Origin of the sequence: Sinorhizobium sp. M4_45 (assembly GCF_002885915.1) — a bacterium.
GTDB classification, from domain to species: Bacteria; Pseudomonadota; Alphaproteobacteria; order Rhizobiales; family Rhizobiaceae; genus Sinorhizobium; species Sinorhizobium meliloti_A.
On sequence record NZ_NWVE01000006.1, the window covers coordinates 272,287 to 292,382 of the forward strand.

Sequence of the window (20,096 nt, forward strand, 5' to 3'; positions counted from 1 at the left end):
GCCAACTGCAACCTTCCACGTTGCGTCTGGAGGAAATAGGTGCCGGCCCGTCCGGGACCGACACGGGGGGAGTTGCGAATGGCGCTCGGAATAGAAGCCGATCTTATCCTCATCAATGGCCGGATCTGGCGCGGCCGGGAGGAGGGCATCAGCGATGCTCTCGCCGTGTGGCAAGGCAAGGTTCTTGCAACCGGCAGCGATGCGGACATCTCGGGCCTGAAGGGGCCGCACACCGAAGTCATCGATCTCGAAGGCCGCTTCGCCACCCCCGGCCTCATCGACAACCACCTGCATCTCATTGCGACCGGCATGGCCATGGGCTGGGTCGACGCGACGCCCGCCAGCGCGCCGACGCTTGCCGCCCTGCTGGGTCGGATTTCCGACCGCGCAGCCACGACGCCTAAGGGTGGCTGGGTTCGCGCCCGCGGCTATGACCAGGTCAAGCTCGACACCGGGCGGCACCCGACGCGCGACGATCTCGATCGCGTGGCCCCCGATCACCCGGTCCTGCTGACACGGGCCTGCGGCCATGTCTCGGTCGCCAACTCCCGCGCTCTGGAGCTTGCCGGCATCACCGAGGCGACGGCCGTGCCGGAAGGCGGCGTAATCGGCCTCACGGAGGGCCGGCTGAACGGCTTCCTGGCGGAAAACGCCCAGAGCCTCGTCAGGGCTGCCATGCCGACGGCAACGACCGAGGACCTGATCGACGGAATCGAGCGGGCAGGGCGATATCTGCTCTCCTTCGGCATCACCAGCTGCATGGATGCGGCCGTGGGGCAGGTCTCCGGTTTTGCCGAAATCCAGGCCTATGAGATGGCCAAGCTTTCCGGCCGGCTGCCGGTGCGCGTCTGGTTGACCCTGCTCGGCGATCCCGGCGTTTCCATCGTCGACGATTGCTGGCGCGCGGGCCTTCTTTCCGACGCCGGTGACGACATGCTGCGCGTCGGCGGCGTCAAGGTCTTCCTCGACGGCTCGGCTGGCGGGCGCACCGCCTGGATGACGACGCCCTACAGGGGCGAGCCGGACAATATCGGCGTGCAGATGCTGCCGGATGCGGAGGTCGAGGCGGTCGTCAAGGCGTGCCACGACCGCGGCTATCAGATGGTCTGCCACGCCATCGGCGACGGCGCGATCGAGCAGCTCATCACGGCATACGAGAAGGCGCTTGCCGCAAATCCCGATCCCGATCGCCGCCATCGCGTCGAGCATTGCGGCTTTTCCACACCGGATCAGAATGCGCGCATGAAGGCAGCCGGTATTCTGCCTGCGCCGCAGATGGCCTTCATCCACGATTTCGGCGACAGCTACATATCCGTGCTCGGGGAGGAGCGCGGCCGGTCATCCTACCCGATCGGCACCTGGATGCGCATGGGCCTGAAACCGTCGACCGGCTCGGATTCGCCGGTCTGCTCGCCGGATCCGTTCCCGAACCTGCACGCGATGCTCACGCGCCGGACGGGCAGGGGCACGGTGTTGGAGGCATCCGAACGGCTGAGCCGCGAGGAGGCATTGCAGGCCTACACCGAATACGGCGCCTATTCGCAGAAAGCCGAGGGGGTGAAAGGGCGGCTCGTGCGCGGTCAGTGGGCGGACATCGCCGTCTTCGACAACGACCTTCTGGCTGCCGCGCCCGAAACCATCCTTTCGGACACAAAGTGCGTGCTGACCCTGCTTGCGGGCCGCGTCGTGCATGATGCGCGCTGACGGCCTGCCGGACTGAACCGAAACGATGCCGAGAACGGCACGAGAGGGAGAACGAAATGCTGAAGAGATTGACACTGGCCGCAATGCTCAGCCTCGGCGTGGCTGCCGGGGCGCTTGCCGCGGGCGAGCGCCATGGCGGTACGCTCGTCTTCACCGCGCCCTACGGCTCGAGCTTCGCCACCCTGGACGTGCAGTCGAGCCCCAACACGCAGGAAGAATTCATCACGCAGGCCATCCATCGTGCGCTCTACAGCTGGGATTCGAACCAGAACAAGCCCGTCCTGGAACTGGCGTCCTCGGAGGAGGTGTCCGAGGACGGCAGGGTCCACACCTACCACCTGCGTAAAAACGCCGTGTTCCACAACGGCAAGCCGCTGACGGCCGATGACATCATCTACAGCTACAAGCGCATCGCCAACCCGGAAAACGCCTTCCCCGGCGCAAGCTTCATCGCCGTCATCAAGGGCGCCGAGGACTATATCGCCGGCAAGGCCGACGAGATTTCGGGGCTGAAGAAGATCGATGACCATACGCTGGAGATCACCTATACCGGTACGATCAATCCCGGCTTCCCGCTGATGCAGAACACGACGGTCATCTACCCTTCGAATGTCGAGGACGAATCGACCTTCGGCAAGAATCCGGTCGGCCTCGGCGCCTTCGTCTTCAAGGAGCACGTGCCCGGTTCGCAGGTCGTCGTGGAAAAATTCGACAAGTACTACGAGGAGGGCAGGCCCTATCTGGACCGCATCAACATCGTGCTGATGGCCGAGGACGCCGCGCGCGACGTCGCTTTCCGCAACAAGGAAATCGACGTGTCGATCCTCGGCCCCACCCAGTACCAGGCCTATCAGGGCGAGGAGGGGCTGAAGGATCACCTTCTGGAAGTCGCCGAGGTGTATACCCGCAACATCGGCTTCAACCCCGCCTTCGAGCCCTTCAAGGACAAGCGGGTGCGCCAGGCGATCAACCATGCCATCAATGCGCCGCTGATCATCGAGCGCCTCGTCAAGAACAAGGCCTACCCGGCCTCCGGCTGGCTGCCGATTTCCTCGCCCGCCTTCGACAAGGACAAGGCGCCCTACGCCTACGATCCGGAGAAGGCAAAGGCGTTGCTCGCCGAGGCCGGCTATGCCGACGGCTTCGAATTCGAGGTGACGGCGAGCCCGAACGAAAGCTGGGGCGTGCCGATCGTCGAAGCCATCCTGCCGATGCTGAAGAAGGTCGGCATCACCGTGAAGCCGAAGCCGGTCGAAAGCTCCACGCTCGGCGAGGCGGTGACGACCAACAACTTTCAGGCCTTCATCTGGTCGAACCTTTCCGGCCCCGACCCGCTGAACGCACTGCGTTGCTACTATTCGAAGACGGCGCAATCGGCCTGCAACTACACCAGCTATGCAAGCGCGGAATTCGACAAGCTCTACGAGGCGGCACAGCAGGAACGCGACCCGGCCAAGCAGCACGACCTCCTGCGCCAGGCCAACAACATCGTGCAGGACGACGCTCCGGTCTGGTTCTTCAACTACAACAAGGCGGTGATGGCCTACCAGCCGTGGATCCACGGCCTCGTTCCGAACGCCACGGAACTGGCGATCCAGCCCTATGACGAAATCTGGATCGACGAGACGGCGCCGTCATCGCGCCAGTAAGACCTTGAGGGGGAGGGGGTAGCTGCGGCTGCCCCCTGATCGATTGTCGCCGCCCGTACGGGCGGCCAGAACGGGACCGCTCATGCTTCGTTTTACCCTGCGCCGCGTCCTGCAGATCATACCCACGGTCGTGGTGGTGGCGTTGCTCATCTTCGTCATCTTCAGCGTCGTACCAGGGACCTTCGCCGCAAGCCTCTTCGCCGATGGCAGGCGCGCCGCCGACCCGCAGATGATCGCCCGCCTCAACGAGGAATTCGGGCTGAACAAGCCGTTGATGGAGCGCTTCGTGACCTATGTCACGGACCTTGCGCAATTCGATCTCGGCACCAGTTTCCGCACCCGTCAGCCGGTGATCGACCTCATCAACGACCGTATGTGGGCCTCGCTGCAACTGGCGCTCGCCGCCATGGTCTTCGCCCTCGTCATCAGTGTGCCGCTCGGCTTCGTTGCTGCGCTGAGGCCCGGCTCCGTGCTCGATACGGTGACCATGATCGGGGCGGTGTCCGGCCTCTCCATGCCGCAGTTCTGGCTGGGTCTCCTGATGATGTATCTCTTCGCACTGCAGCTGAACTGGTTACCGAGCTTCGGTTACGGCGACGGGTCCCTCCGGAACCTGATCCTGCCCGCCGTCACGCTCGGGGTCACGCCCCTTGCACTTCTCGCGCGCACCACGCGTGCCGGCGTCCTCGATGTCCTCAACGCCGACTTCATCCGCACCGCCCATTCCAAGGGCATGAGCGAGGCCAAGGTGGTGCGCTGGCATGTGGCGCGCAACGCGCTGGTGCTGATCGTCACGACCGTCGGCCTGCAATTCGGCTCGCTGATCGGCCAGGCTGTCGTGATCGAGAAGCTCTTCGCCTGGCCCGGCATCGGTTCGCTTCTGGTCGATAGCGTGGCGAGCCGCGACATTCCCGTGGTGCAGGGCACGATCCTCGTCATCGTGCTCTGGTTCCTGGTCATCAACACGGCCGTCGATCTGATCTATGCCGCGATCGATCCGCGCATCAAGCAGGAGTGACGGGAATGCGCCTCGGCTTCAATTTCTGGCTCGGTGCCGGACTGACGACGCTGGTGATCCTCGCCGGCATCCTCGCCCCGTGGATTGCGCCCTTCGACCCCGTGCTCGACGCGGACCTGATGAACTCCGAACTGCCGCCGGACGCCACCTTCTGGTTCGGCACGGACGGGCAGGGGCGGGACGTCTACACCCGCATCCTCTACGGCGCGCAGATATCGCTGACGGTCGGCATCGTCTCGCAGGTGATCAACTCGATCATCGGCGTCACGCTCGGCATGACCGCCGGTTACTGGGGCGGCTGGTGGGACGATCTGGTGAATGGCTTCACGAACGTCATGCTCGCCATTCCCTCGCTGATCTTCGCGCTGGCGGTGATGGCGGTGCTGGGTCCCGGCCTGCCGTCGCTGCTCATCGCGCTCGGTCTCACCAACTGGAGCTGGACCTGCCGCATCGCCCGCTCTTCCACACTCTCCCTGAAGTCGCTGGGCTATGTGCAGGCGGCGCAGACGCTCGGCTACGGGGACCTGCGCATCATGTTCACGCAGATCCTGCCCAACATGATGGGACCGATCCTCGTCATGGCGACGCTCGGCATGGGCTCGGCGGTGCTTTCGGAAGCCGCGCTCTCCTTTCTCGGCCTCGGCATCCAGCCGCCGTTCCCGAGCTGGGGCTCGATGCTGACGGATGCGCGGCAGCTCATCCAGCTCGCGCCCTGGGTGGCCATCTTCCCCGGCCTTGCCATCTTCCTTTCGGTGCTCGGCTTCAACCTTCTCGGCGACGGCCTGCGCGACAGCCTCGACCCGCATATGAGGACGCGCACCCCATGACCGCGCTTCTGGACATCAAGGAACTCCACTTGGGCGTCGCGGTCGGCCGCTCCGTCAATCGTCCGCTCCTCAAAGGAGTCTCCTTCCAGATCATGCCGGGCGAGGCCTATGGTCTCGTCGGCGAGTCCGGCTCGGGCAAGTCGGTGACTTCGCTCGCCGTCATGGGGCTTCTCAAGAAGCCGCTCGCCGTTTGCGGCGGCGAGATCCTGTTCAAGGGGCAGAATCTGCTGGCGCTGCCTAAGCGCGAGATGCGGCGCCTGCGCGGCAACCGCATCGCCATGATTTTTCAGGAGCCGATGACGGCATTGAACCCGCTCTCGACCATCGGCCGGCAGATCGCCGAGATGTTCGTGCTGCATCAGGCAAAGAGCTGGGACGATGCGCAGAAGCTCGCGGTCGACGCGCTCGCCAGCGTGCGCGTGCCCAATCCCGACCGGCGGGTGCGCAACTATCCGCACCAGATGTCGGGGGGCTTGCGCCAGCGCGTGATGATCGCCATGGCGCTCGCCTGCAATCCGGACCTCCTGATCGCCGACGAGCCGACCACGGCGCTCGACGTCACCGTGCAGGCCGAGGTGCTGCGGCTGATCAAGGAACTCTGCGCCGAGCGCGGTACGGCGGTTCTCTTCATCAGCCACGATCTTGGTGTGATCGCCAGCATCTGCCAGCGGGTCGGCGTCATGTATGCCGGCTGCCTCGTCGAGGAGAACGAGACACGGGCGCTTTTCGCGGCACCCCGGCACGAATACACCCGTGGGCTCCTCGGCGCCCTGCCGCGCTTCGGCAGCCGCGGTCTGCACGGCCGCCAACGGCTGGTCGACATCGATAGCATCATTGCCGACCGCTCGAAGCTCACCGAGACCCGCTTCATCGCGCCGCGCAGCGCGGAAGAGGGGGGTCAGCCATGACCGACCCTCTGCTCGAGGTGGACGACCTGCATGTCCGCTTTTCCGTTGCCGGCGGAGGGCTGCTCGGAACCGGGCGGCGCATGCTGCATGCCGTCAACGGCATCGGCTTCTCGCTCGCCAAGGGCGAATGCCTGTCGATCGTCGGCGAATCCGGTTGCGGCAAATCCACCACGGCGCTCTCGATCCTCGGTCTTCAGGAGCCGACCGAAGGCACGATCCGCTTCCGCGGTCAGCCGCTTACCGGGCCGGGTGCGCCCGGACGCATGCAGCGCGCCAAGGCGGTGCAGATGGTTTTCCAGGACCCCTATGCCTCGCTGAACCCGCGCCAGTCGGTACGCACCTCGCTCGCTGCGCCGCTCAGGCTGCACGGCATCACGGCCGCATCGGAGATCGCCGACCGGATCGAGATCATGCTCGCCAATGTGGGGCTGACGCCCGAGCAGGCGAACCGCTATCCGCACGAGTTCTCCGGCGGTCAACGCCAGCGCATCGGCATTGCCCGCGCCCTCATCCTCGAACCGGAAATCGTCGTGCTGGACGAACCGGTATCCGCCCTCGACGTGTCGATCCGCGCACAGATCATCAACCTGCTGCTGGACCTGCAGGAAAAGCTCGGCCTCGCCTACCTGATGATCAGCCACGACCTGAGCGTGGTGGAGCATATGAGCGACCGGGTGCTGGTGATGTTCTTCGGACAGGTCGTGGAGGAGGACGGCTGGCGGGAGATCTTCGAAAGGCCCGCCCATCCCTATACGCGCCGGCTCATCGCTGCCATTCCCGATCCGGATGCGGCGCTGAACCCGCGGACGAAAGACCACTTTGCCGATGTGCCGCTTCCTGCCGGTCGCCGCGTCGCACTTGACGGCAGCACGGCACCGGACGTCTTTGCCGCGCCCCCGCCCTCCGAACTCGTCGAAATTGCGCCCGGCCATCGGATGAGATTGGTGCCAGTCGTCTAGAGAAATTCCGGGAAAGCGGAAATTCTCTAGTCCAGCGTAAAGCCCTGTCGCCCAAAATTGCGACGCGACTGCAAAAGAACTAGATTGCTATCATTGAAAGCGAATGCAAGGGTTTGACTATGGCGATCCTGACGGTTGGGAATGTGCCAGATGAAGTGCATCGCGCATTGCGCGTGAGAGCGGCGATGCACGGCCGCAGCACCGAGGCGGAAGTGCGGGAGATTCTGGAAAGTGCAGTGAAGCCCGAGCAGCGCGTTCGCATGGGCGATGCCCTGGCTGAGCTCGGCCGGCGACTGGGCCTGACCAATGACGATTCCGCAGTGTTCGACGAGGTACGTGACAAGGCGCCGGCGCAGCCGATGAGATTTTAATGATCTCGTCTCCGAGGCGATGAAGCCGGCCGCCGATCCGGCCGTGCGCTCCTGGTTGAACGAGCAGGTCGCTGAAACCCTTTATCTGGCCGGTGTGACGGGCCGAACTGCTGTTCGAAATCGGTGCGCTGCGGGACGGTCGGCGCAAGAAGGTTCTGGCCGAAATGCTTGACGGCGTGCTCGAACTGTTTGGCGATCGCGTATTGCCGTTCGATACCGGAGCTGCTCGCTACTATGCCGGGCTTGCCGTGACCGCTCGAGCCGCCGCCAAGGGATTTCCGACGCCCGACGGATATATTGCCGCCATTGCCGCCTCCAGGGGATTTATCGTCGCAACGCGCGATATCAGCCCGTTCGAAGCGGCTGGACTTACCGTGGTAAATCGTTGGCACCATAGATGAATCAGAAACCTCATCCACTGGTGCTTCGGATCGTTGCAGGCGGCATAGAGAGCAGCAGATTGGTGAGCCGCGGGCCGTCGCTTTCAGCGGTGAGCAGAGCGTCTGCAGCGCGTGGAAAGTTTGTGCGCCCCCACCGGCTCTAGCCTCCCCGTGCCGATTCCTGCTGCCCCATTGGAAGGCCCTGGAATTGCTCCACCGTTTCATCAAGCTGCACCCACTTATGTTTCGATTGCTCAAATACTGACATGGCAGGCGGGGCGAAGTTCGGGTCGGCAAATGACCCTACCGCCACCCCGATCCAGGACGGCGAAGCATCGGCTTTCCAATAGAGGGTCGAGCCGCAGCTTGGGCAAAAATGCATCCGGACCTTGCGACCGCTCTCGGCAGTACGAATGTACTCTGTAGACACGCCAGATATTTCGACACAGTCAATCGAGTAGAACGCATTCGCGCTGAAAGGTGCACCAGTTCTTCGCTGACAGGCGAAACAGTGACACAGCGCGGTCAGTTGTGGCGGTTCGTTAAGCATCAATCTTAGAGCGCCGCAGGCGCATTGGGCAGTGGCCATGGAAACTCCTCCCGCTTGCACGGTCAGATTGCGTTTATTGAGAGCTGAAGCGCGGGCCCGAACCGCAATTCATTGCGGTGGGCGACGCGAAGGGCTGGACCTGATGCAATTTCAGGATCACAGAAGCTCGACTGTAGATCTCTAAAGCGCCGCGGTCTAGATGTGAGCTTTCGATAGGGTGCAGGAAATGGGGGCGGTCAACGGTACCGCCTGGATGACGTGGCCGGTCCGAGAATGTGCGAGTCAAAAATGTGGGGAACAAAACCGCGTCCGGTGCGTTGATGTCGGTTAAGCAATTTTGCGCACCTGGGGTCGCGCGTCGAGCAGAGTTGTCCCTCCATGACTCCGGCTGAGATTCAATCGATCCCTTGAAGAGCCGCGAGGGACTTGTTTTCATGTCGAATGTCGAAGAATTTCCGCTTACCGGTCGCGTATTGACCGAATACGAAGCGCTGATCACGTCAGCTCCAACTGCGCTCGATGCTATCCCGGGAGCCGTTTATGTCTGTGATCACGAGGGATGGCTCGTGCGCTACAACGCCGAGGCAGCCGAGCTTTGGGGTAGACAGCCATCGCTCAGCGCACCGCGAGAGCGGTTTTGTGGGTCCGAACGTCTTTTCCTTCCGGACGGCGCGCTCTTGGAGCATCAGGACTGCCCTATGGCTAAGGCGGTCAAGAACGGTGTCTCCACGCGCAACGCCGAGGTGATCATCGAAAGACCTGACGGATCCCGCATCTTTGCGCTCGTGAATATTCGCCCGCTCAGAGACCATCGGGGAGCAATTCAAGGGGCGATCAATTGCTTCCAGGATATTTCGCAACAGAAGCGGATCGAAGCGGAGGTCATCCGCAAGAGCAAGGACCTGGAGGACTTCTTCGAGAACAGCGCGATCGGGCTGCACATCGTCAGCGCCGCGGGCATCATCCTGCGGGCGAACAAGGCAGAGCTGGAGCTCCTCGGATATCCGGCGGACGAGTATGTAGGCCGGCACATCGCTGAATTTCACGCAGATCCGCCTGTCATCGGCGACATTCTTGACCGCCTGTCCTGTGGCGAAAAACTCGATCGCTATCCCGCCCGCTTGCGCGCACGCGATGGCTCGATCAAGCATGTGCTGATCACATCCAACAGCCGCTTCGATGACGGAAAATTCGTCAACACCCGATGCTTCACGACCGATGTTACCAGCCTGTACGAATCGGAAGACGCACGGCGTGAGAGCGAGGAACGCCTTTCAGCCACCTACCAGGCGGCGACGATCGGGATCGCTGAATCCGATGCGAATGGCCGCCTGCTGCGGGTCAATGACGCATTCTGCACCATGCTGGGCCGCTCGCGCGAACAACTCCTGACTATGACGTTCCTCGACTATACGCATGAGGATGACCGCGGTGAGGAAGCCCGCTCCTATGCCCGGCAGGTCGACGGAGAGATTGATACCTATGCAATTCGCAAACGTGCCGTGAAGCCCGACGGTACGGTCGTTTATCTCGATGTTTACAGTTCGACTGTCCGCGATCACGCCGGTCGGTTCCGTTATGGCGTGCGGGTCCTGCTTGATGTCACCGAAGCGAAACGCATGGACGACCGGCTTCGCGAAAGCGAACAGCATATGCGTGATTTGCTCGAGGCGCTGCCCGCCGCCGTCTACACCACAGATGCCGAAGGTCGCATCACTTTCTTCAATAAGGCGGCTGTCGAGATGGCCGGCCGCACCCCACAGATCGGAGATAAATGGTGTGTCACCTGGCGTCTCTATAGACCGGACGGCACCTACCTGCCGCACGACCAATGTCCAATGGCCGTGGCGCTCAAAGAAGACCGACCGGTCCGTGGCGAACAAGCCGTGGCGGAAAGGCCGGATGGGACCCGTGTACCGTTCATACCCTATCCCACTCCGCTGCATGATGTCGCCGGCAAGCTCGTTGGGGCGGTCAACATGCTGGTGGACATCTCCGATCGCGAGAAGGCTGCGGAATACGCAGAGCGGCTCGCGGCCATTGTCAGGTTCTCGGACGATGCGATCGTAAGCAAGGACACGCAAGGCATCATCCAGACTTGGAATAGAGGTGCCGAACGCCTGTTCGGCTATAGCGCCGAGGAAGTGATCGGAAAGCCTATAAACATCCTCATTCCGCCCGACCGCCAGGACGAGGAGCCCGGTATTCTTGAAAGGATTCGGCGAGACGAGCACATCGACCATTATGAGACGGTACGGATTCGAAAGGACGGAACCCTGATCGATGTCTCCTTGACGGTCTCCCCTTTAAAAGACGCCCGCGGTCGCGTCGTCGGCGCGTCAAAGATCGCGCGCGATATTACAGAAAGGCGACGCAGCGAAGAACACCGCAAGCTCCTAATCAACGAACTGAATCACCGCGTGAAGAATACGCTTGCCACGGTTCAGTCGCTGGCTGCGCAAACCTTCCGTGGTGTAAATGCAAGCCAGGATTTTGGCCGGTTCCAAAGCCGGCTCGTCGCATTGGCGAGGGCGCACGACGTGCTTACTCGGGAGAGCTGGCAGGGTGCGGATCTTCAAGAGGTCCTACACGCGACGATCAATCCAATCTGCGTGGAACCCCAGCAGCGTGTTGAGGCCTCCGGTCCGCCAATCCGGTTGCGGCCGAAAATGGCATTGGCATTGTCGATGGCTTTTCATGAGCTTTGCACGAATGCTGCAAAATACGGGGCGCTCACGAACGACGGCGGTCTCATCAAGGTCAGCTGGCATGTCAGCGATAGTGAGAGCGTATCTCACCTGCATTTACAATGGGAGGAGATTGGTGGTCCATCTGTCAAAGTCCCAGCGCGGACGGGTTTTGGCACCCGGCTGCTCGAACGTGCTTTGGCCCGCGAACTCGGCGGCAAAGTCGATCTTGTGTTTGCGCCGAGCGGCGTGCGCTTTCACATCGAGGCGCCACTGGCATGACGTTCAAGCTTCTACAGGCCTGACGCATGATAGAGCGCAGACTTCGGGTACTCGTGGTCGAAGACGAATCCATGATCGCCATGCTGATTGAAGATAGTCTATGCGAACTCGGGCATGAGGTCGTCGCTATAGCCTCTCGGATGCAGGAGGCGCTCGATATCGCCCGGAAAAGTCAGTTCGACATCGCCATCATCGACGTCAATCTGGACGGGGAGCCCAGTTATCCCGTCGCGGACGTTCTGGCGGAACGCAATGTACCCTTCATTTTTGCCACGGGCTATGGCAGCAAAGGCCTGGATACAAGGTACTCGAACATCCCCTTGCTCACGAAGCCGTTTCTGGACAGCGAACTGGAAACCGCGCTGATGCAGATTTCAAAGGAAGTCTAGCGAGCAGAGGCCCGAAGATGTTGACGCGCAGCTTGCCGCAGCCGCGCAGTCGACGTGCACGTCAAATTGGTGGAGGTGATCGGTGACTGATGATCCCTATCAGATACTCGGCGTTCCGCGTACCGCCAAACCGGATGAGATCCGCAAAGCCTACCGCAAGCGCGCAAAGGAGCTGCACCCGGATCTGCATCCAGGCGACAAGGAGGTGGAAGCCAAATTCAAGGCGCTTTCCGCAGCCCACCATTTGCTGAGCGATCCCGAGCAGCGGGCCCGGTTCGACCGGGGCGAGATCGATGCATCGGGGGCAGAACGGCCGCAGCAGCACTTTTACAGGCACTACGCCGATGCAGACCACTCGCGGCGGTATGGTTCAGCGGGCGGAACCGGTGAATTCGAAGATGTGTCGGACATCTTCGCGGATGTTTTCGGGCGGGGCGGGGCAGGGGCTCGTTTCAAGGCGCGTGGGCAGGACCGTCATTATCACCTCGAAATCGAGTTCCAGGACGCGGCAAACGGCGCCCGACGCCGCATCACCTTTCCCGACGGGAACACGCTCGACTTGGCCATTCCTGCCGGCACACGTGATGGCAGCACGCTCAGGCTGAGGGGCAAGGGGGCACCGGGGATTGCTGGCGGGGAACCCGGAGATACCTTGATCGAAATAAGCGTCCGTTCTCACTCCGTCTTCCGTCGTGAAGGCAACGACATCGAAATGGATCTGCCAATTACGCTCTATGAAGCCGTACTTGGTGCAAAAATCGAAGTGCCGACGATTTCCGGGCGCGTATCGATGACCATCCCCAAGGGTTCAAATACGGGCGACATCCTGCGTCTCAAGGGCAAAGGAGTGAAGTCTCAAAACGGCCCCGCCGGGGATCAGCGTGTTACGCTGAAGGTCGTTCTGCCGACGGCGACCGATCCCGATCTCGAGCGTTTCATGGAAACGTGGCGGCAGAGCCACGCTTATGACCCGCGCGAAGCTCTACGGAGGGCCACATGAAATTGACGGAGAGGCAAGTCCTTGAACGGTGCGACGCTGTAACCCTCAAACAGCTGCGCCAGTGGGTGCACAGCGGTTGGATCGTGCCGGCTCAAGGCGAGAGCGGGCTCTCATTTGACGACGTCGACGTCGCTCGAATCCGCTTGGTTTGTGAGCTCCGGCGCGACATGAACGTCAACGATGACGCTGTGCCGATCATCCTTGCGCTGCTGGATCAGCTCTATGGTCTAAGGCGGGAGCTTAGAACAATTGCGACGGCGCTGTCGAAGCAGCCTGATGAGGTACGCCAGCAATTGAAGCAGTCGCTCTTTTCGCATATTGGCCAGCAGCACTAGCCCGCGGCATCGCAATTTGTTGTCGCAAAGGTGCTGCAGGGCGTTGGCCAGGAGCGCTCTACCGGCCGCACTTTCCGAGAAGGTCGTCGCCGAATGGTGCGACCTCCGTCAGGCTGAACCACATAGAGGTTCGGCGATTTCCCGATAATTCGAAATGGCTAATATATAGGGCAACTCCGTTATGATATTCAGTTTGCTTCAGCAGCGAACCTCAAGGAGGCAAGCATGTTTCGGTTGGGCATTGGGTTCGCATGTTTCGCCACCTATGCTTTTGGGCTACAGCCGCTCGGGGCCGCTGCTGCCGACGATCCCGAAATTGCGCGCGGGGAATATCTCGTCACGATGGGCGGCTGCAACGACTGTCACACACCGGGATATTTTTTCGGAAAACCGGACAGCTCACGCTTTCTCGGCGGGTCGGATGTAGGCTTCGAAATTCCCGGAGAGGGTGTTTTCATCGGTCGCAACATCACGCCCGACAAGGAGACCGGCATCGGCAGTTGGACCAGGGAGCAGATTGTGACGGCCATTCAGACCGGGCAGCGCCCCGACGGCCGCATGCTTGCGCCGATCATGCCGTGGCACGCATTTGCGCAACTCACAAAAGAAGACGCAGGCGCAATTGCAGCATTCCTTCAGAGCCTGAAGCCGGTAAGTCATCGGGTGCCGGGCCCATTCAAGCCAGGGGAAAAGGTATCAACATTTATGTTCAGGATCTTGCCGCCGGGCGAAACCGCGGCCGCAGCGCCAAAATAGCCGTTGCACGCGGCTCCGAAGTCTTCCGGCGCCCCCGCCGTTCCCTTGGCTCAGCCTTTGTGTTTACCACCCTGTGGGCTGCTCTTCTCGGCATTCTTGAGCTGATTGGTGAAGCTCGTCTCTACCTTCACCGGCGCCTTTTCCTTTTTCGGCTTCCGCGCCTCGCGGTTGCCTCTCACTTGTCCTTTTGCCATCGATGCGATCCTCTTGACGTTGAATTTGACGAAGCTCCCCGCCATGCGGGCCGGCCAAATGAGAAACAGGCCGTGATGTCCAACAATATGCTCTCGAATGAGCCGGTCGTCATCGGCCGCTTGAGGCGCGCGACTCCGCGTTCCCGTTGTGCCCCATTTCTTGTTCTCCTCCTTGGCGGCTTCGCTTATTTGCTTGGTACGATTGGTTTCGGCTTCCTTCAGCGATAGCTGCGGGTCAGCTTTTCTCCCGAACGGCCTAGCGGCGGTTGCGCCGGTATGGAAGGAACGCGACCGCTTGGATTTCTCTACCAAAGATTGCATTAGACTTCCCGAAAAACAAAAAGTTGACGTGGTCGATGCTCTCGTCTAAGAGAAAGCATCGATACTTGGTTTGCCGATATTTGTTTTGCTGCGCTTTGCGCGTCTCTTGACGAACTTCCCTCTCTCAAAAATCGAAACCCCGCTGTGCGTCGCCCAGCGGTGATCAATGTTGCTAAGAAAGGGTTCGTTATGGCCACTGGCACAGTTAAATGGTTCAATTCCACCAAGGGCTTCGGCTTCATTCAGCCCGACGACGGCAGCGCCGATGTGTTCGTTCACATCTCTGCTGTTGAACGCGCAGGCATGAATTCGATCGTCGAAGGTCAGAAGCTCGGCTTCGAGCTCGAGCGCGACAACAAATCGGGCAAGATGTCCGCAGGCCAGCTCCGCGCTGCCTGACGCTTTTTCGCCGCTGATGACCACGGATGTACTGGCATCGCGGCAAGAGGTTCGAAGAGGCCAGGCGAATGTCTGGCCTTTTTCCGTTAACGCGGTCTTCGCGACCAAACGATATCAAAGGAACAACGATTGAGACATCCGAACGACAACGGCTTTGCCGAACGACGCAATGCCGCGGCAGATGCAAAGCGCCGGCTTCTGACAAAATTTGCATCCGCTCCCAAGCCGACCGACCCTGAAATGCAGGAAAAACTGGCTGCGCGCGAAGCGGCCAACCGTGCCAGGGAGGCCCGTCGCGCCGAGCGCGAAGCGCTGAAGACAGCCGAGAACAAGCGAATTCTGGCGGAAGCCGCTGCGTTGGCCGCGGCTGCCGAGGCCGAGCAAAGGGCTGAAGCCGAAGCCCGTCAGGCAGAAATTGCCGATCGGGTCTCGCGTGTCGTCGCCGACGAGGCGGCCCGCAAGGCCGAACGCGACCGCCGCTATGCGGCTCGCAAAGCCCGCCGGGCGTAACACTTCAACACCTGCACCCGTTCCACAGGCGCAGCCCATTGCCCTGGCAGATGATCACGGGGCGAGCGAAAAACGGACCGGTTATAATGAGCGCACATGTCTATCCACCCGCTTCACTTGTTGAGGACAATGCTGGAGCGTGGTTGAAGACGCTGGCGAAATACCGGCAGCCCCGTCTGGGGCGTAGCGCCTTCGAACTGTTCGTCACTCTCGTTCCTTTCGCCATCTTCTGGGCAGCGGCCTGCTTTTCCCTGGCCAACGGCTTCTGGCCCGGGCTGATCGCGATCCTTCCTGCCAGCGCCTTCCTGCTCAGATTGTTCATGATCCAGCACGATTGCGGCCACGGCTCGTTTTTCGCCCGTCGGGGGCTCGATGACTGGACCGGCCGCGTGCTCGGGGTCCTGACCCTGACCCCTTACGACTATTGGCGGCGTGCACACGCCGCCCATCATGCGACTGCGGGCAATCTCGACCAACGCGGGGTTGGTGACATCACCACGCTGACGATTGCCGAGTACCGAGCCCTTTCGCCGACGAAGCGCCTCGGCTACCGGCTGTACCGGCACCCGCTCGTCATGTTCGGCATCGGGCCGGCCTGGCTCTTCCTGTTCAAGCAACGCCTGCCGTTCGGGATGATGAACTCGGGTGCTCTGCCTTGGATTTCGACCATGGGGACGAATCTTGCGATCGTTACGCTGGCCGGCTTTATGGTGTGGGCCGTCGGGTTGGGACCTTTTCTCCTGATCCATCTTCCGGTCGTGCTGCTCGCAGGTGCAGCCGGCGTTTGGCTCTTCTATGTGCAGCACCAGTTCGAGGAGACTCACTGGTCGGCGGGCGAGGATTGGCGTTTTCCTCAGGCGGCGCTGCATGGCGCCTCCCATTACGATCTTCCGCCGGTGCTGCGGTGGCTCACCGGCAATATAGGCATTCATCACGTGCACCACCTGTCCAGCCGGATCCCCTATTACCGTCTGCCGGAAGTACTGCGTGACCATCCGCAACTTGCCGGCATCGGCCGGATCACCTTGTGGGACAGCCTCAAATGCGTCCGGCTCGTGCTCTGGGACGACCGGCGCCGGAGGCTAGTTTCATTCCGCGACGCCGCAGGGTCGCTGCGCCGCTCCCTTACCGAAGATGGACGAAAGACGACGACATGATTGAATTGACGCCAACGCAGATCCGGGGCCTTAAGCTTGCCAAGGACGGTGACGTCCATCCCCAGGGTGGGAAGAGGTGGACGCACCTGAATGCCCAGGTCACCTATGCAAGGAAGGACCGGTTCAAGGAACGGCCGCAGAAGATCAAGTTCCTGACGACCGCGACCCTGAACGAGCTGCGCGAGCACAACCTCGTGAAGGCGCTCGATACGGATGTTCCGCCTGAGGAGTCGGCTCACGGCATTACCATGGCCGGCAAGATGCTGCTTCTGAAGATCAAGTGAGCACGCCCCAGAAGAAGCATGGGGCGCGCGCGCGCGCTACCGGTTTGGCTCGACGGCCGCGGAAGTAGCTGCGAGGGCCGGCCGCCCTTGCAGCCCCCGCAGCGGCGGACGTCAGCCCTGCCGTTATGGCATCATGCCGCGGTACCGCTCACGCTCCCGTTCGACCTGATCGAGCGTGTACGGATCGGCATTTTCGTCGAAACGTGACCATCCTTCCTGGGCATAGATGCTTCTGCGGGCCGCAGGATCTACGATTTTGCGCTGTTTCAGGATCGCTTCTGCTCGGGGTGCGACACTGTCTTCGACCCTTGCCGTGACCAGAGTGCCCCCTCTGCGAACGCCTTCGGCGTAGACATGTGCGTCTTCTTCATCGACGCCGGATTCCGTCAGCGCACCGATCAGGCCACCAGCTGCGCCCCCGGCGATTGCGCCGGCGGCCGCACCGGCCGCGGTGGAGGCAAGCCAGCCGGCAGCCACCACTGGGCCAACTCCAGGGATGGCCATAAGGCCAAGCCCCGTCAGAAGGCCAACGACGCCGCCTCCGGCAGCGCCGAGGCCAGCTCCGGCACCGGCCCCTTCGGCCGCGTTCGAGCCGTCCGTCGAGTAGCGATCTCCCGTGTTGTTCGCGACGATGCTGATGTTGTCTGAAGGAACGCCTGCCGTTTCCAGATCGCTTACGGCCTCGCGAGCATCTGCATAGTCGTCAAAGAGCCCTGTTACGGTTCTCATATTCGTTCTCCCTTTCCTTTGGTGTCTGTGGACTACTGCGCCGTTACGTTGCCCTGATAGTCGAGAGCGACCGAAACGGATTTGCCCTCCTTCATCGCAGTTGCCTGCCACACACCCTTGTCGTCGAGCTTCAATCCGCTGACCTCGGTGTATCCGGCCTCTTCGATCCGTTCCTTCGCTTGCGCTTCAGTAAAGCTGTTCGCGCCTTCGACCGGTGCCGTCGGGTTCTCAGAATCGGGCGTTGCGACAGCAGGCGTTTCTCCTTCCGGTGAAGGTGTCGTCTGCGCGAGTGAAGTCGTGGCCACGGCGCTCATCAGTGCTGCCGCGGCAATGATCATATTTTTCATGTGGTTACCTCTTCAGAAGACCGCGATTGATCCCCCGTCGCAGAAACACGCCGGGCGCAGAATGGTTCCCGGCGCGATGCTCCGGCCGCCATGCTGGTGGGCGGCTTGGCTTTGGCACCGGAAATGGCAACTGCTGCGGTTCCATGCAACGGAGCATCTGCTGGGCGGCGCCAAACACTGCCCTACCTACTTGCGAACAAGGTTCTTGCCTGCTGGTCGCAACCAGGTCGACCGCTGGGTGATGTGGTGGAGGGTGTGGTGCTGAAGTTCTCGCGTGGCGTTGACCAGGATCGTGCAGCCGCCGCAGGCGGCCTGCAGCAAATCGCGTTTGCGCGCAGCGCAGCAGCCGCGGCGCAGCCGTCACGTCTACCGACCCTCGTCGCAACCGCTGCCACGGTTGCCGTCCTCTATTTCGCCCGGGACGTCTTCCTGCCGCTGGCCATCGCCATTCTGCTCACCTTTGCGCTCGCGCCGCTGGTTTCGAGGCTGCGTCGAGTCGGTTGTCCCCGTTCGGTGGCCGTCGTCGGGACGGTGACGACGGCTTTTCTGTTCCTGTCCGCATTCGGCGCGGTCATAGCGATGCAAGTGAGCGAGGTGGCTCAGAACCTGCCGACCTATCAGTACAACATCGTCGAGAAGGTCAGGACCCTGAAGGAGACCGGATCGGAAAGCCAGATTTTTGAACGGATTGGCCGCGTCATAGAGAGGATCAGCACGGAGATCAGCCGGCCCGAACCAGAGGTGCGCGCCTCACCCGAACCGGCGCCGGAGACCCAGCCGTTGCTCGTGGAGATTTTCTCTCCGCAGCGGCCGGTCGAAACACTGAAGAATATCATCAATCCTCTGCTTGGGCCCCTGGCGACGACCGGCCTCGTCATCGTCGTGGTCATCTTCATGCTGTTCGAGAGGGAGGAGCTGCGCGACCGTTTCATTCGGCTGGTCGGCTACGGCGACCTGCATCGAACGACCGAAGCACTTCAGGACGCGGGCGCTCGCGTCGGCCGGTACCTGCTCATGCAGTTGGTCGTGAACATCACCTACGGCATTCCGCTGGCCATCGGCCTCTCGCTGCTCGGTATCCCCAATGCGGTCCTCTGGGGGATGCTCGCCATCGTGTTGCGCTTCGTCCCCTATATCGGGCCGGTCATCGCTGCGGCTCTGCCGTTGTTCCTGGCGTTTGCCGCGGCACCTGGATGGAGCCTGCTCGTCTGGACGGCGGCCTTGTTCATTGTCCTCGAGCTCGTGAGCAACAATGTCGTCGAGCCTTGGCTTTACGGTTCCCGCACCGGTTTGTCGCCGCTCGCGATCATCGTCGCGGCGATCTTTTGGGCATGGCTCTGGGGGCCGGTCGGACTGGTGCTGTCGACGCCGCTCACCGTGTGCCTTGTCGTCCTCGGTCGCCACGTCCCGCAATTCGAGTTTCTGGAGATCCTGCTGGGCAACGAGCCTGTGCTCGATCCGAAGGAGCGCCTCTATCAGCGTCTGCTCGCCGGAGATCCGGATGAGGCGACGGACAATGCGGAAGACATGCTGGAGGAGAAGTATCTCGTCGAGTTCTACGACACGGTTGCTATTCCCGCACTGCTCCTGGCGGAGCGGGACCGCGCACGGGGCGCCCTGACAAACGCCCAGGCGGCTCAGATTGCCCAGAGTGCGAACACCCTCATCGCCAATCTCGAGGAGATTGCCGGCGAAGAGGAGGGGGAGGAGGAAACGGGCGCGCAAGCGCAGGAAACTGGTGATGATGATGCGGACGAATATGATCTTCCCCTCGGCGACGGCAAGTCCGTCCTGTGCGTCGGAGGGCGCAGTGATCTCGATGACGTTGCCGCATCGATGCTCGCCCAGACCCTATGGATCCAGGGCGCGGAGGCGGCTCACGCCGGTCACGACGTCCTCAAGGCGGGCAATATAAAAGCTTTGAAGCTCGAGGGGCGAAACGCCGTCGTCCTGAGCGTTCTCGACCGGGATTTCATGAGACATGCTAAATTTACCGTGCGTCGGCTGAAACGCATGGCCCCTGCGGCGCGCATCGGAATCGTTCTGTGGCAAGAGGATGGCCGGCCGGACACAGCCGAAAGAGACCAGCTCGTTGAATCGCTGCAGGCGGATTTCGTGGTATTCGGGATGGGCGACGCCGTCCGCGAGGCGCTTTCAGACGAATTGCCTCGGTCTTTGAAACTCGCCCATCCGAAGATCGCACCCGGATACGCCATGCGGAGAAGCAAGCGTGCGGATAGGGAAAGCACGGCCAAAGCGGACTAGATCGTGAGATGCCGAAGGGCACGTGCGAAGCTTACGCCGTTTTAAGACGTTCAGCTCAATGATGAGCAGCCCTGT

The 20,096-nt window shown here is 61.7% G+C and carries 21 protein-coding genes and 1 pseudogene; 18 read left to right on the plus strand and 4 right to left on the minus strand.

Annotated features, from left to right (window positions below):
- Window positions 1-78: 78 nt before the first annotated feature.
- The 8 genes and pseudogenes from CN933_RS18480 to CN933_RS18515 all read left to right on the plus strand — a co-directional run bounded on the left by CN933_RS18480 (window position 79) and on the right by CN933_RS18515 (window position 7,837).
- Window positions 79-1,704 carry an amidohydrolase gene (locus tag CN933_RS18480; protein WP_102762037.1) on the plus strand — a complete coding sequence of 542 codons (1,626 nt, stop codon included), beginning with the start codon at window positions 79-81 and terminating at the stop codon, window positions 1,702-1,704.
- Between the two features lie 56 nt (window positions 1,705-1,760).
- Window positions 1,761-3,353, plus strand: a complete 1,593-nt coding sequence (locus CN933_RS18485) for an ABC transporter substrate-binding protein (protein WP_102762038.1) — start codon at window positions 1,761-1,763, stop codon at window positions 3,351-3,353.
- 82 nt (window positions 3,354-3,435) lie between these two features.
- On the plus strand, window positions 3,436-4,371 hold the full coding sequence (locus CN933_RS18490) for an ABC transporter permease (RefSeq protein WP_102762039.1): 936 nt from the start codon (window positions 3,436-3,438) through the stop codon (window positions 4,369-4,371).
- Window positions 4,372-4,376: 5 nt separating this feature from the next.
- Window positions 4,377-5,198 (plus strand): ABC transporter permease, encoded by an 822-nt coding sequence (locus CN933_RS18495; protein ID WP_100674058.1) that lies wholly within the window; start codon window positions 4,377-4,379, stop codon window positions 5,196-5,198.
- Window positions 5,195-6,106: an ABC transporter ATP-binding protein gene (locus CN933_RS18500; RefSeq protein WP_102762040.1), complete on the plus strand. Its 912-nt coding sequence runs from the start codon at window positions 5,195-5,197 to the stop codon at window positions 6,104-6,106. Before CN933_RS18495 ends, CN933_RS18500 begins: the two co-directional genes overlap by 4 nt.
- Window positions 6,103-7,065, plus strand: a complete 963-nt coding sequence (locus CN933_RS18505; RefSeq protein WP_102762041.1) for an ATP-binding cassette domain-containing protein — start codon at window positions 6,103-6,105, stop codon at window positions 7,063-7,065. The genes CN933_RS18500 and CN933_RS18505 overlap by 4 nt, the downstream gene beginning before the upstream one ends.
- A gap of 119 nt (window positions 7,066-7,184) precedes the next feature.
- Window positions 7,185-7,436 (plus strand): FitA-like ribbon-helix-helix domain-containing protein, encoded by a 252-nt coding sequence (locus CN933_RS18510; RefSeq protein WP_102762042.1) that lies wholly within the window; start codon window positions 7,185-7,187, stop codon window positions 7,434-7,436.
- 19 nt (window positions 7,437-7,455) lie between these two features.
- Window positions 7,456-7,837: pseudogene (locus CN933_RS18515) on the plus strand (type II toxin-antitoxin system VapC family toxin).
- A gap of 139 nt (window positions 7,838-7,976) precedes the next feature.
- Here the strand turns inward: CN933_RS18515 and CN933_RS18520 are convergent.
- The gene (locus CN933_RS18520) at window positions 7,977-8,405 is read right to left on the minus strand and encodes a GFA family protein (protein WP_180980739.1); all 429 of its coding nucleotides are present in this window, start codon (window positions 8,403-8,405) and stop codon (window positions 7,977-7,979) included.
- A gap of 395 nt (window positions 8,406-8,800) precedes the next feature.
- Here CN933_RS18520 and CN933_RS18525 point away from each other — a divergent pair, with 395 nt between their 5' ends.
- The 5 genes from CN933_RS18525 (at window position 8,801) to CN933_RS18545 (ending at window position 13,815) form a co-directional block, all read left to right on the plus strand.
- A complete protein-coding gene (locus tag CN933_RS18525) occupies window positions 8,801-11,335 on the plus strand; it encodes a PAS domain S-box protein (RefSeq protein ID WP_180980740.1) in 2,535 nt (844 codons plus the stop codon).
- A 26-nt stretch (window positions 11,336-11,361) separates the two neighbouring features.
- A complete protein-coding gene (locus CN933_RS18530; protein ID WP_102762045.1) occupies window positions 11,362-11,724 on the plus strand; it encodes a response regulator in 363 nt (120 codons plus the stop codon).
- 82 nt (window positions 11,725-11,806) lie between these two features.
- Window positions 11,807-12,724 (plus strand): DnaJ C-terminal domain-containing protein, encoded by a 918-nt coding sequence (locus tag CN933_RS18535; RefSeq protein WP_102762046.1) that lies wholly within the window; start codon window positions 11,807-11,809, stop codon window positions 12,722-12,724.
- Complete coding sequence (locus tag CN933_RS18540) at window positions 12,721-13,059, plus strand: chaperone modulator CbpM (protein WP_102762047.1); 339 nt, start codon at window positions 12,721-12,723, stop codon at window positions 13,057-13,059. The genes CN933_RS18535 and CN933_RS18540 overlap by 4 nt, the downstream gene beginning before the upstream one ends.
- A gap of 225 nt (window positions 13,060-13,284) precedes the next feature.
- Window positions 13,285-13,815 carry a cytochrome c family protein gene (locus tag CN933_RS18545; RefSeq protein ID WP_102762048.1) on the plus strand — a complete coding sequence of 177 codons (531 nt, stop codon included), beginning with the start codon at window positions 13,285-13,287 and terminating at the stop codon, window positions 13,813-13,815.
- Between the two features lie 50 nt (window positions 13,816-13,865).
- On the opposite strand, the gene CN933_RS31870 is transcribed toward CN933_RS18545, so the two are convergent.
- Window positions 13,866-14,330 carry a hypothetical protein gene (locus tag CN933_RS31870; protein ID WP_245425102.1) on the minus strand — a complete coding sequence of 155 codons (465 nt, stop codon included), beginning with the start codon at window positions 14,328-14,330 and terminating at the stop codon, window positions 13,866-13,868.
- A 189-nt stretch (window positions 14,331-14,519) separates the two neighbouring features.
- On the opposite strand from CN933_RS31870, the gene CN933_RS18555 reads away from it, so the two are divergent.
- The 4 genes from CN933_RS18555 (at window position 14,520) to CN933_RS18570 (ending at window position 16,680) form a co-directional block, all read left to right on the plus strand.
- Window positions 14,520-14,729 (plus strand): cold-shock protein, encoded by a 210-nt coding sequence (locus CN933_RS18555; RefSeq protein ID WP_100673568.1) that lies wholly within the window; start codon window positions 14,520-14,522, stop codon window positions 14,727-14,729.
- A 129-nt stretch (window positions 14,730-14,858) separates the two neighbouring features.
- Window positions 14,859-15,239 (plus strand): DUF6481 family protein, encoded by a 381-nt coding sequence (locus tag CN933_RS18560; protein WP_102762049.1) that lies wholly within the window; start codon window positions 14,859-14,861, stop codon window positions 15,237-15,239.
- A gap of 86 nt (window positions 15,240-15,325) precedes the next feature.
- Complete coding sequence (locus CN933_RS18565; protein WP_102762050.1) at window positions 15,326-16,396, plus strand: fatty acid desaturase; 1,071 nt, start codon at window positions 15,326-15,328, stop codon at window positions 16,394-16,396.
- Window positions 16,393-16,680, plus strand: coding sequence for a hypothetical protein (locus CN933_RS18570; protein WP_018096482.1), 288 nt, complete (start codon window positions 16,393-16,395; stop codon window positions 16,678-16,680). Before CN933_RS18565 ends, CN933_RS18570 begins: the two co-directional genes overlap by 4 nt.
- A gap of 123 nt (window positions 16,681-16,803) precedes the next feature.
- On the opposite strand, the gene CN933_RS18575 is transcribed toward CN933_RS18570, so the two are convergent.
- The gene (locus CN933_RS18575; protein ID WP_102762051.1) at window positions 16,804-17,409 is read right to left on the minus strand and encodes a general stress protein; all 606 of its coding nucleotides are present in this window, start codon (window positions 17,407-17,409) and stop codon (window positions 16,804-16,806) included.
- A 32-nt stretch (window positions 17,410-17,441) separates the two neighbouring features.
- Complete coding sequence (locus CN933_RS18580) at window positions 17,442-17,756, minus strand: PepSY domain-containing protein (protein ID WP_100673565.1); 315 nt, start codon at window positions 17,754-17,756, stop codon at window positions 17,442-17,444.
- Window positions 17,757-18,014: 258 nt separating this feature from the next.
- Between CN933_RS18580 and CN933_RS18585 the strand changes: the two genes are divergently transcribed.
- Window positions 18,015-20,021: an AI-2E family transporter gene (locus tag CN933_RS18585; RefSeq protein ID WP_102762052.1), complete on the plus strand. Its 2,007-nt coding sequence runs from the start codon at window positions 18,015-18,017 to the stop codon at window positions 20,019-20,021.
- The last annotated feature ends 75 nt before the right edge of the window (window positions 20,022-20,096 follow it).

Coding starts and splice junctions, on each gene's coding strand:
- CN933_RS18505 (WP_102762041.1), top strand. CDS start 6,103: ATGACCGACCCTCTGCTCGAGGTGGACGACCTGCATGTCCGCTTTTCC.
- CN933_RS18575 (WP_102762051.1), bottom strand. CDS start 17,409: ATGAGAACCGTAACAGGGCTCTTTGACGACTATGCAGATGCTCGCGAG.
- CN933_RS18545 (WP_102762048.1), top strand. CDS start 13,285: ATGTTTCGGTTGGGCATTGGGTTCGCATGTTTCGCCACCTATGCTTTT.
- CN933_RS18565 (WP_102762050.1), top strand. CDS start 15,326: ATGAGCGCACATGTCTATCCACCCGCTTCACTTGTTGAGGACAATGCT.
- CN933_RS18540 (WP_102762047.1), top strand. CDS start 12,721: ATGAAATTGACGGAGAGGCAAGTCCTTGAACGGTGCGACGCTGTAACC.
- CN933_RS18500 (WP_102762040.1), top strand. CDS start 5,195: ATGACCGCGCTTCTGGACATCAAGGAACTCCACTTGGGCGTCGCGGTC.
- CN933_RS18490 (WP_102762039.1), top strand. CDS start 3,436: ATGCTTCGTTTTACCCTGCGCCGCGTCCTGCAGATCATACCCACGGTC.
- CN933_RS31870 (WP_245425102.1), bottom strand. CDS start 14,330: ATGCAATCTTTGGTAGAGAAATCCAAGCGGTCGCGTTCCTTCCATACC.
- CN933_RS18525 (WP_180980740.1), top strand. CDS start 8,801: ATGTCGAATGTCGAAGAATTTCCGCTTACCGGTCGCGTATTGACCGAA.
- CN933_RS18480 (WP_102762037.1), top strand. CDS start 79: ATGGCGCTCGGAATAGAAGCCGATCTTATCCTCATCAATGGCCGGATC.
- CN933_RS18520 (WP_180980739.1), bottom strand. CDS start 8,405: ATGGCCACTGCCCAATGCGCCTGCGGCGCTCTAAGATTGATGCTTAAC.
- CN933_RS18510 (WP_102762042.1), top strand. CDS start 7,185: ATGGCGATCCTGACGGTTGGGAATGTGCCAGATGAAGTGCATCGCGCA.
- CN933_RS18555 (WP_100673568.1), top strand. CDS start 14,520: ATGGCCACTGGCACAGTTAAATGGTTCAATTCCACCAAGGGCTTCGGC.
- CN933_RS18485 (WP_102762038.1), top strand. CDS start 1,761: ATGCTGAAGAGATTGACACTGGCCGCAATGCTCAGCCTCGGCGTGGCT.
- CN933_RS18530 (WP_102762045.1), top strand. CDS start 11,362: ATGATAGAGCGCAGACTTCGGGTACTCGTGGTCGAAGACGAATCCATG.
- CN933_RS18580 (WP_100673565.1), bottom strand. CDS start 17,756: ATGAAAAATATGATCATTGCCGCGGCAGCACTGATGAGCGCCGTGGCC.
- CN933_RS18495 (WP_100674058.1), top strand. CDS start 4,377: ATGCGCCTCGGCTTCAATTTCTGGCTCGGTGCCGGACTGACGACGCTG.
- CN933_RS18570 (WP_018096482.1), top strand. CDS start 16,393: ATGATTGAATTGACGCCAACGCAGATCCGGGGCCTTAAGCTTGCCAAG.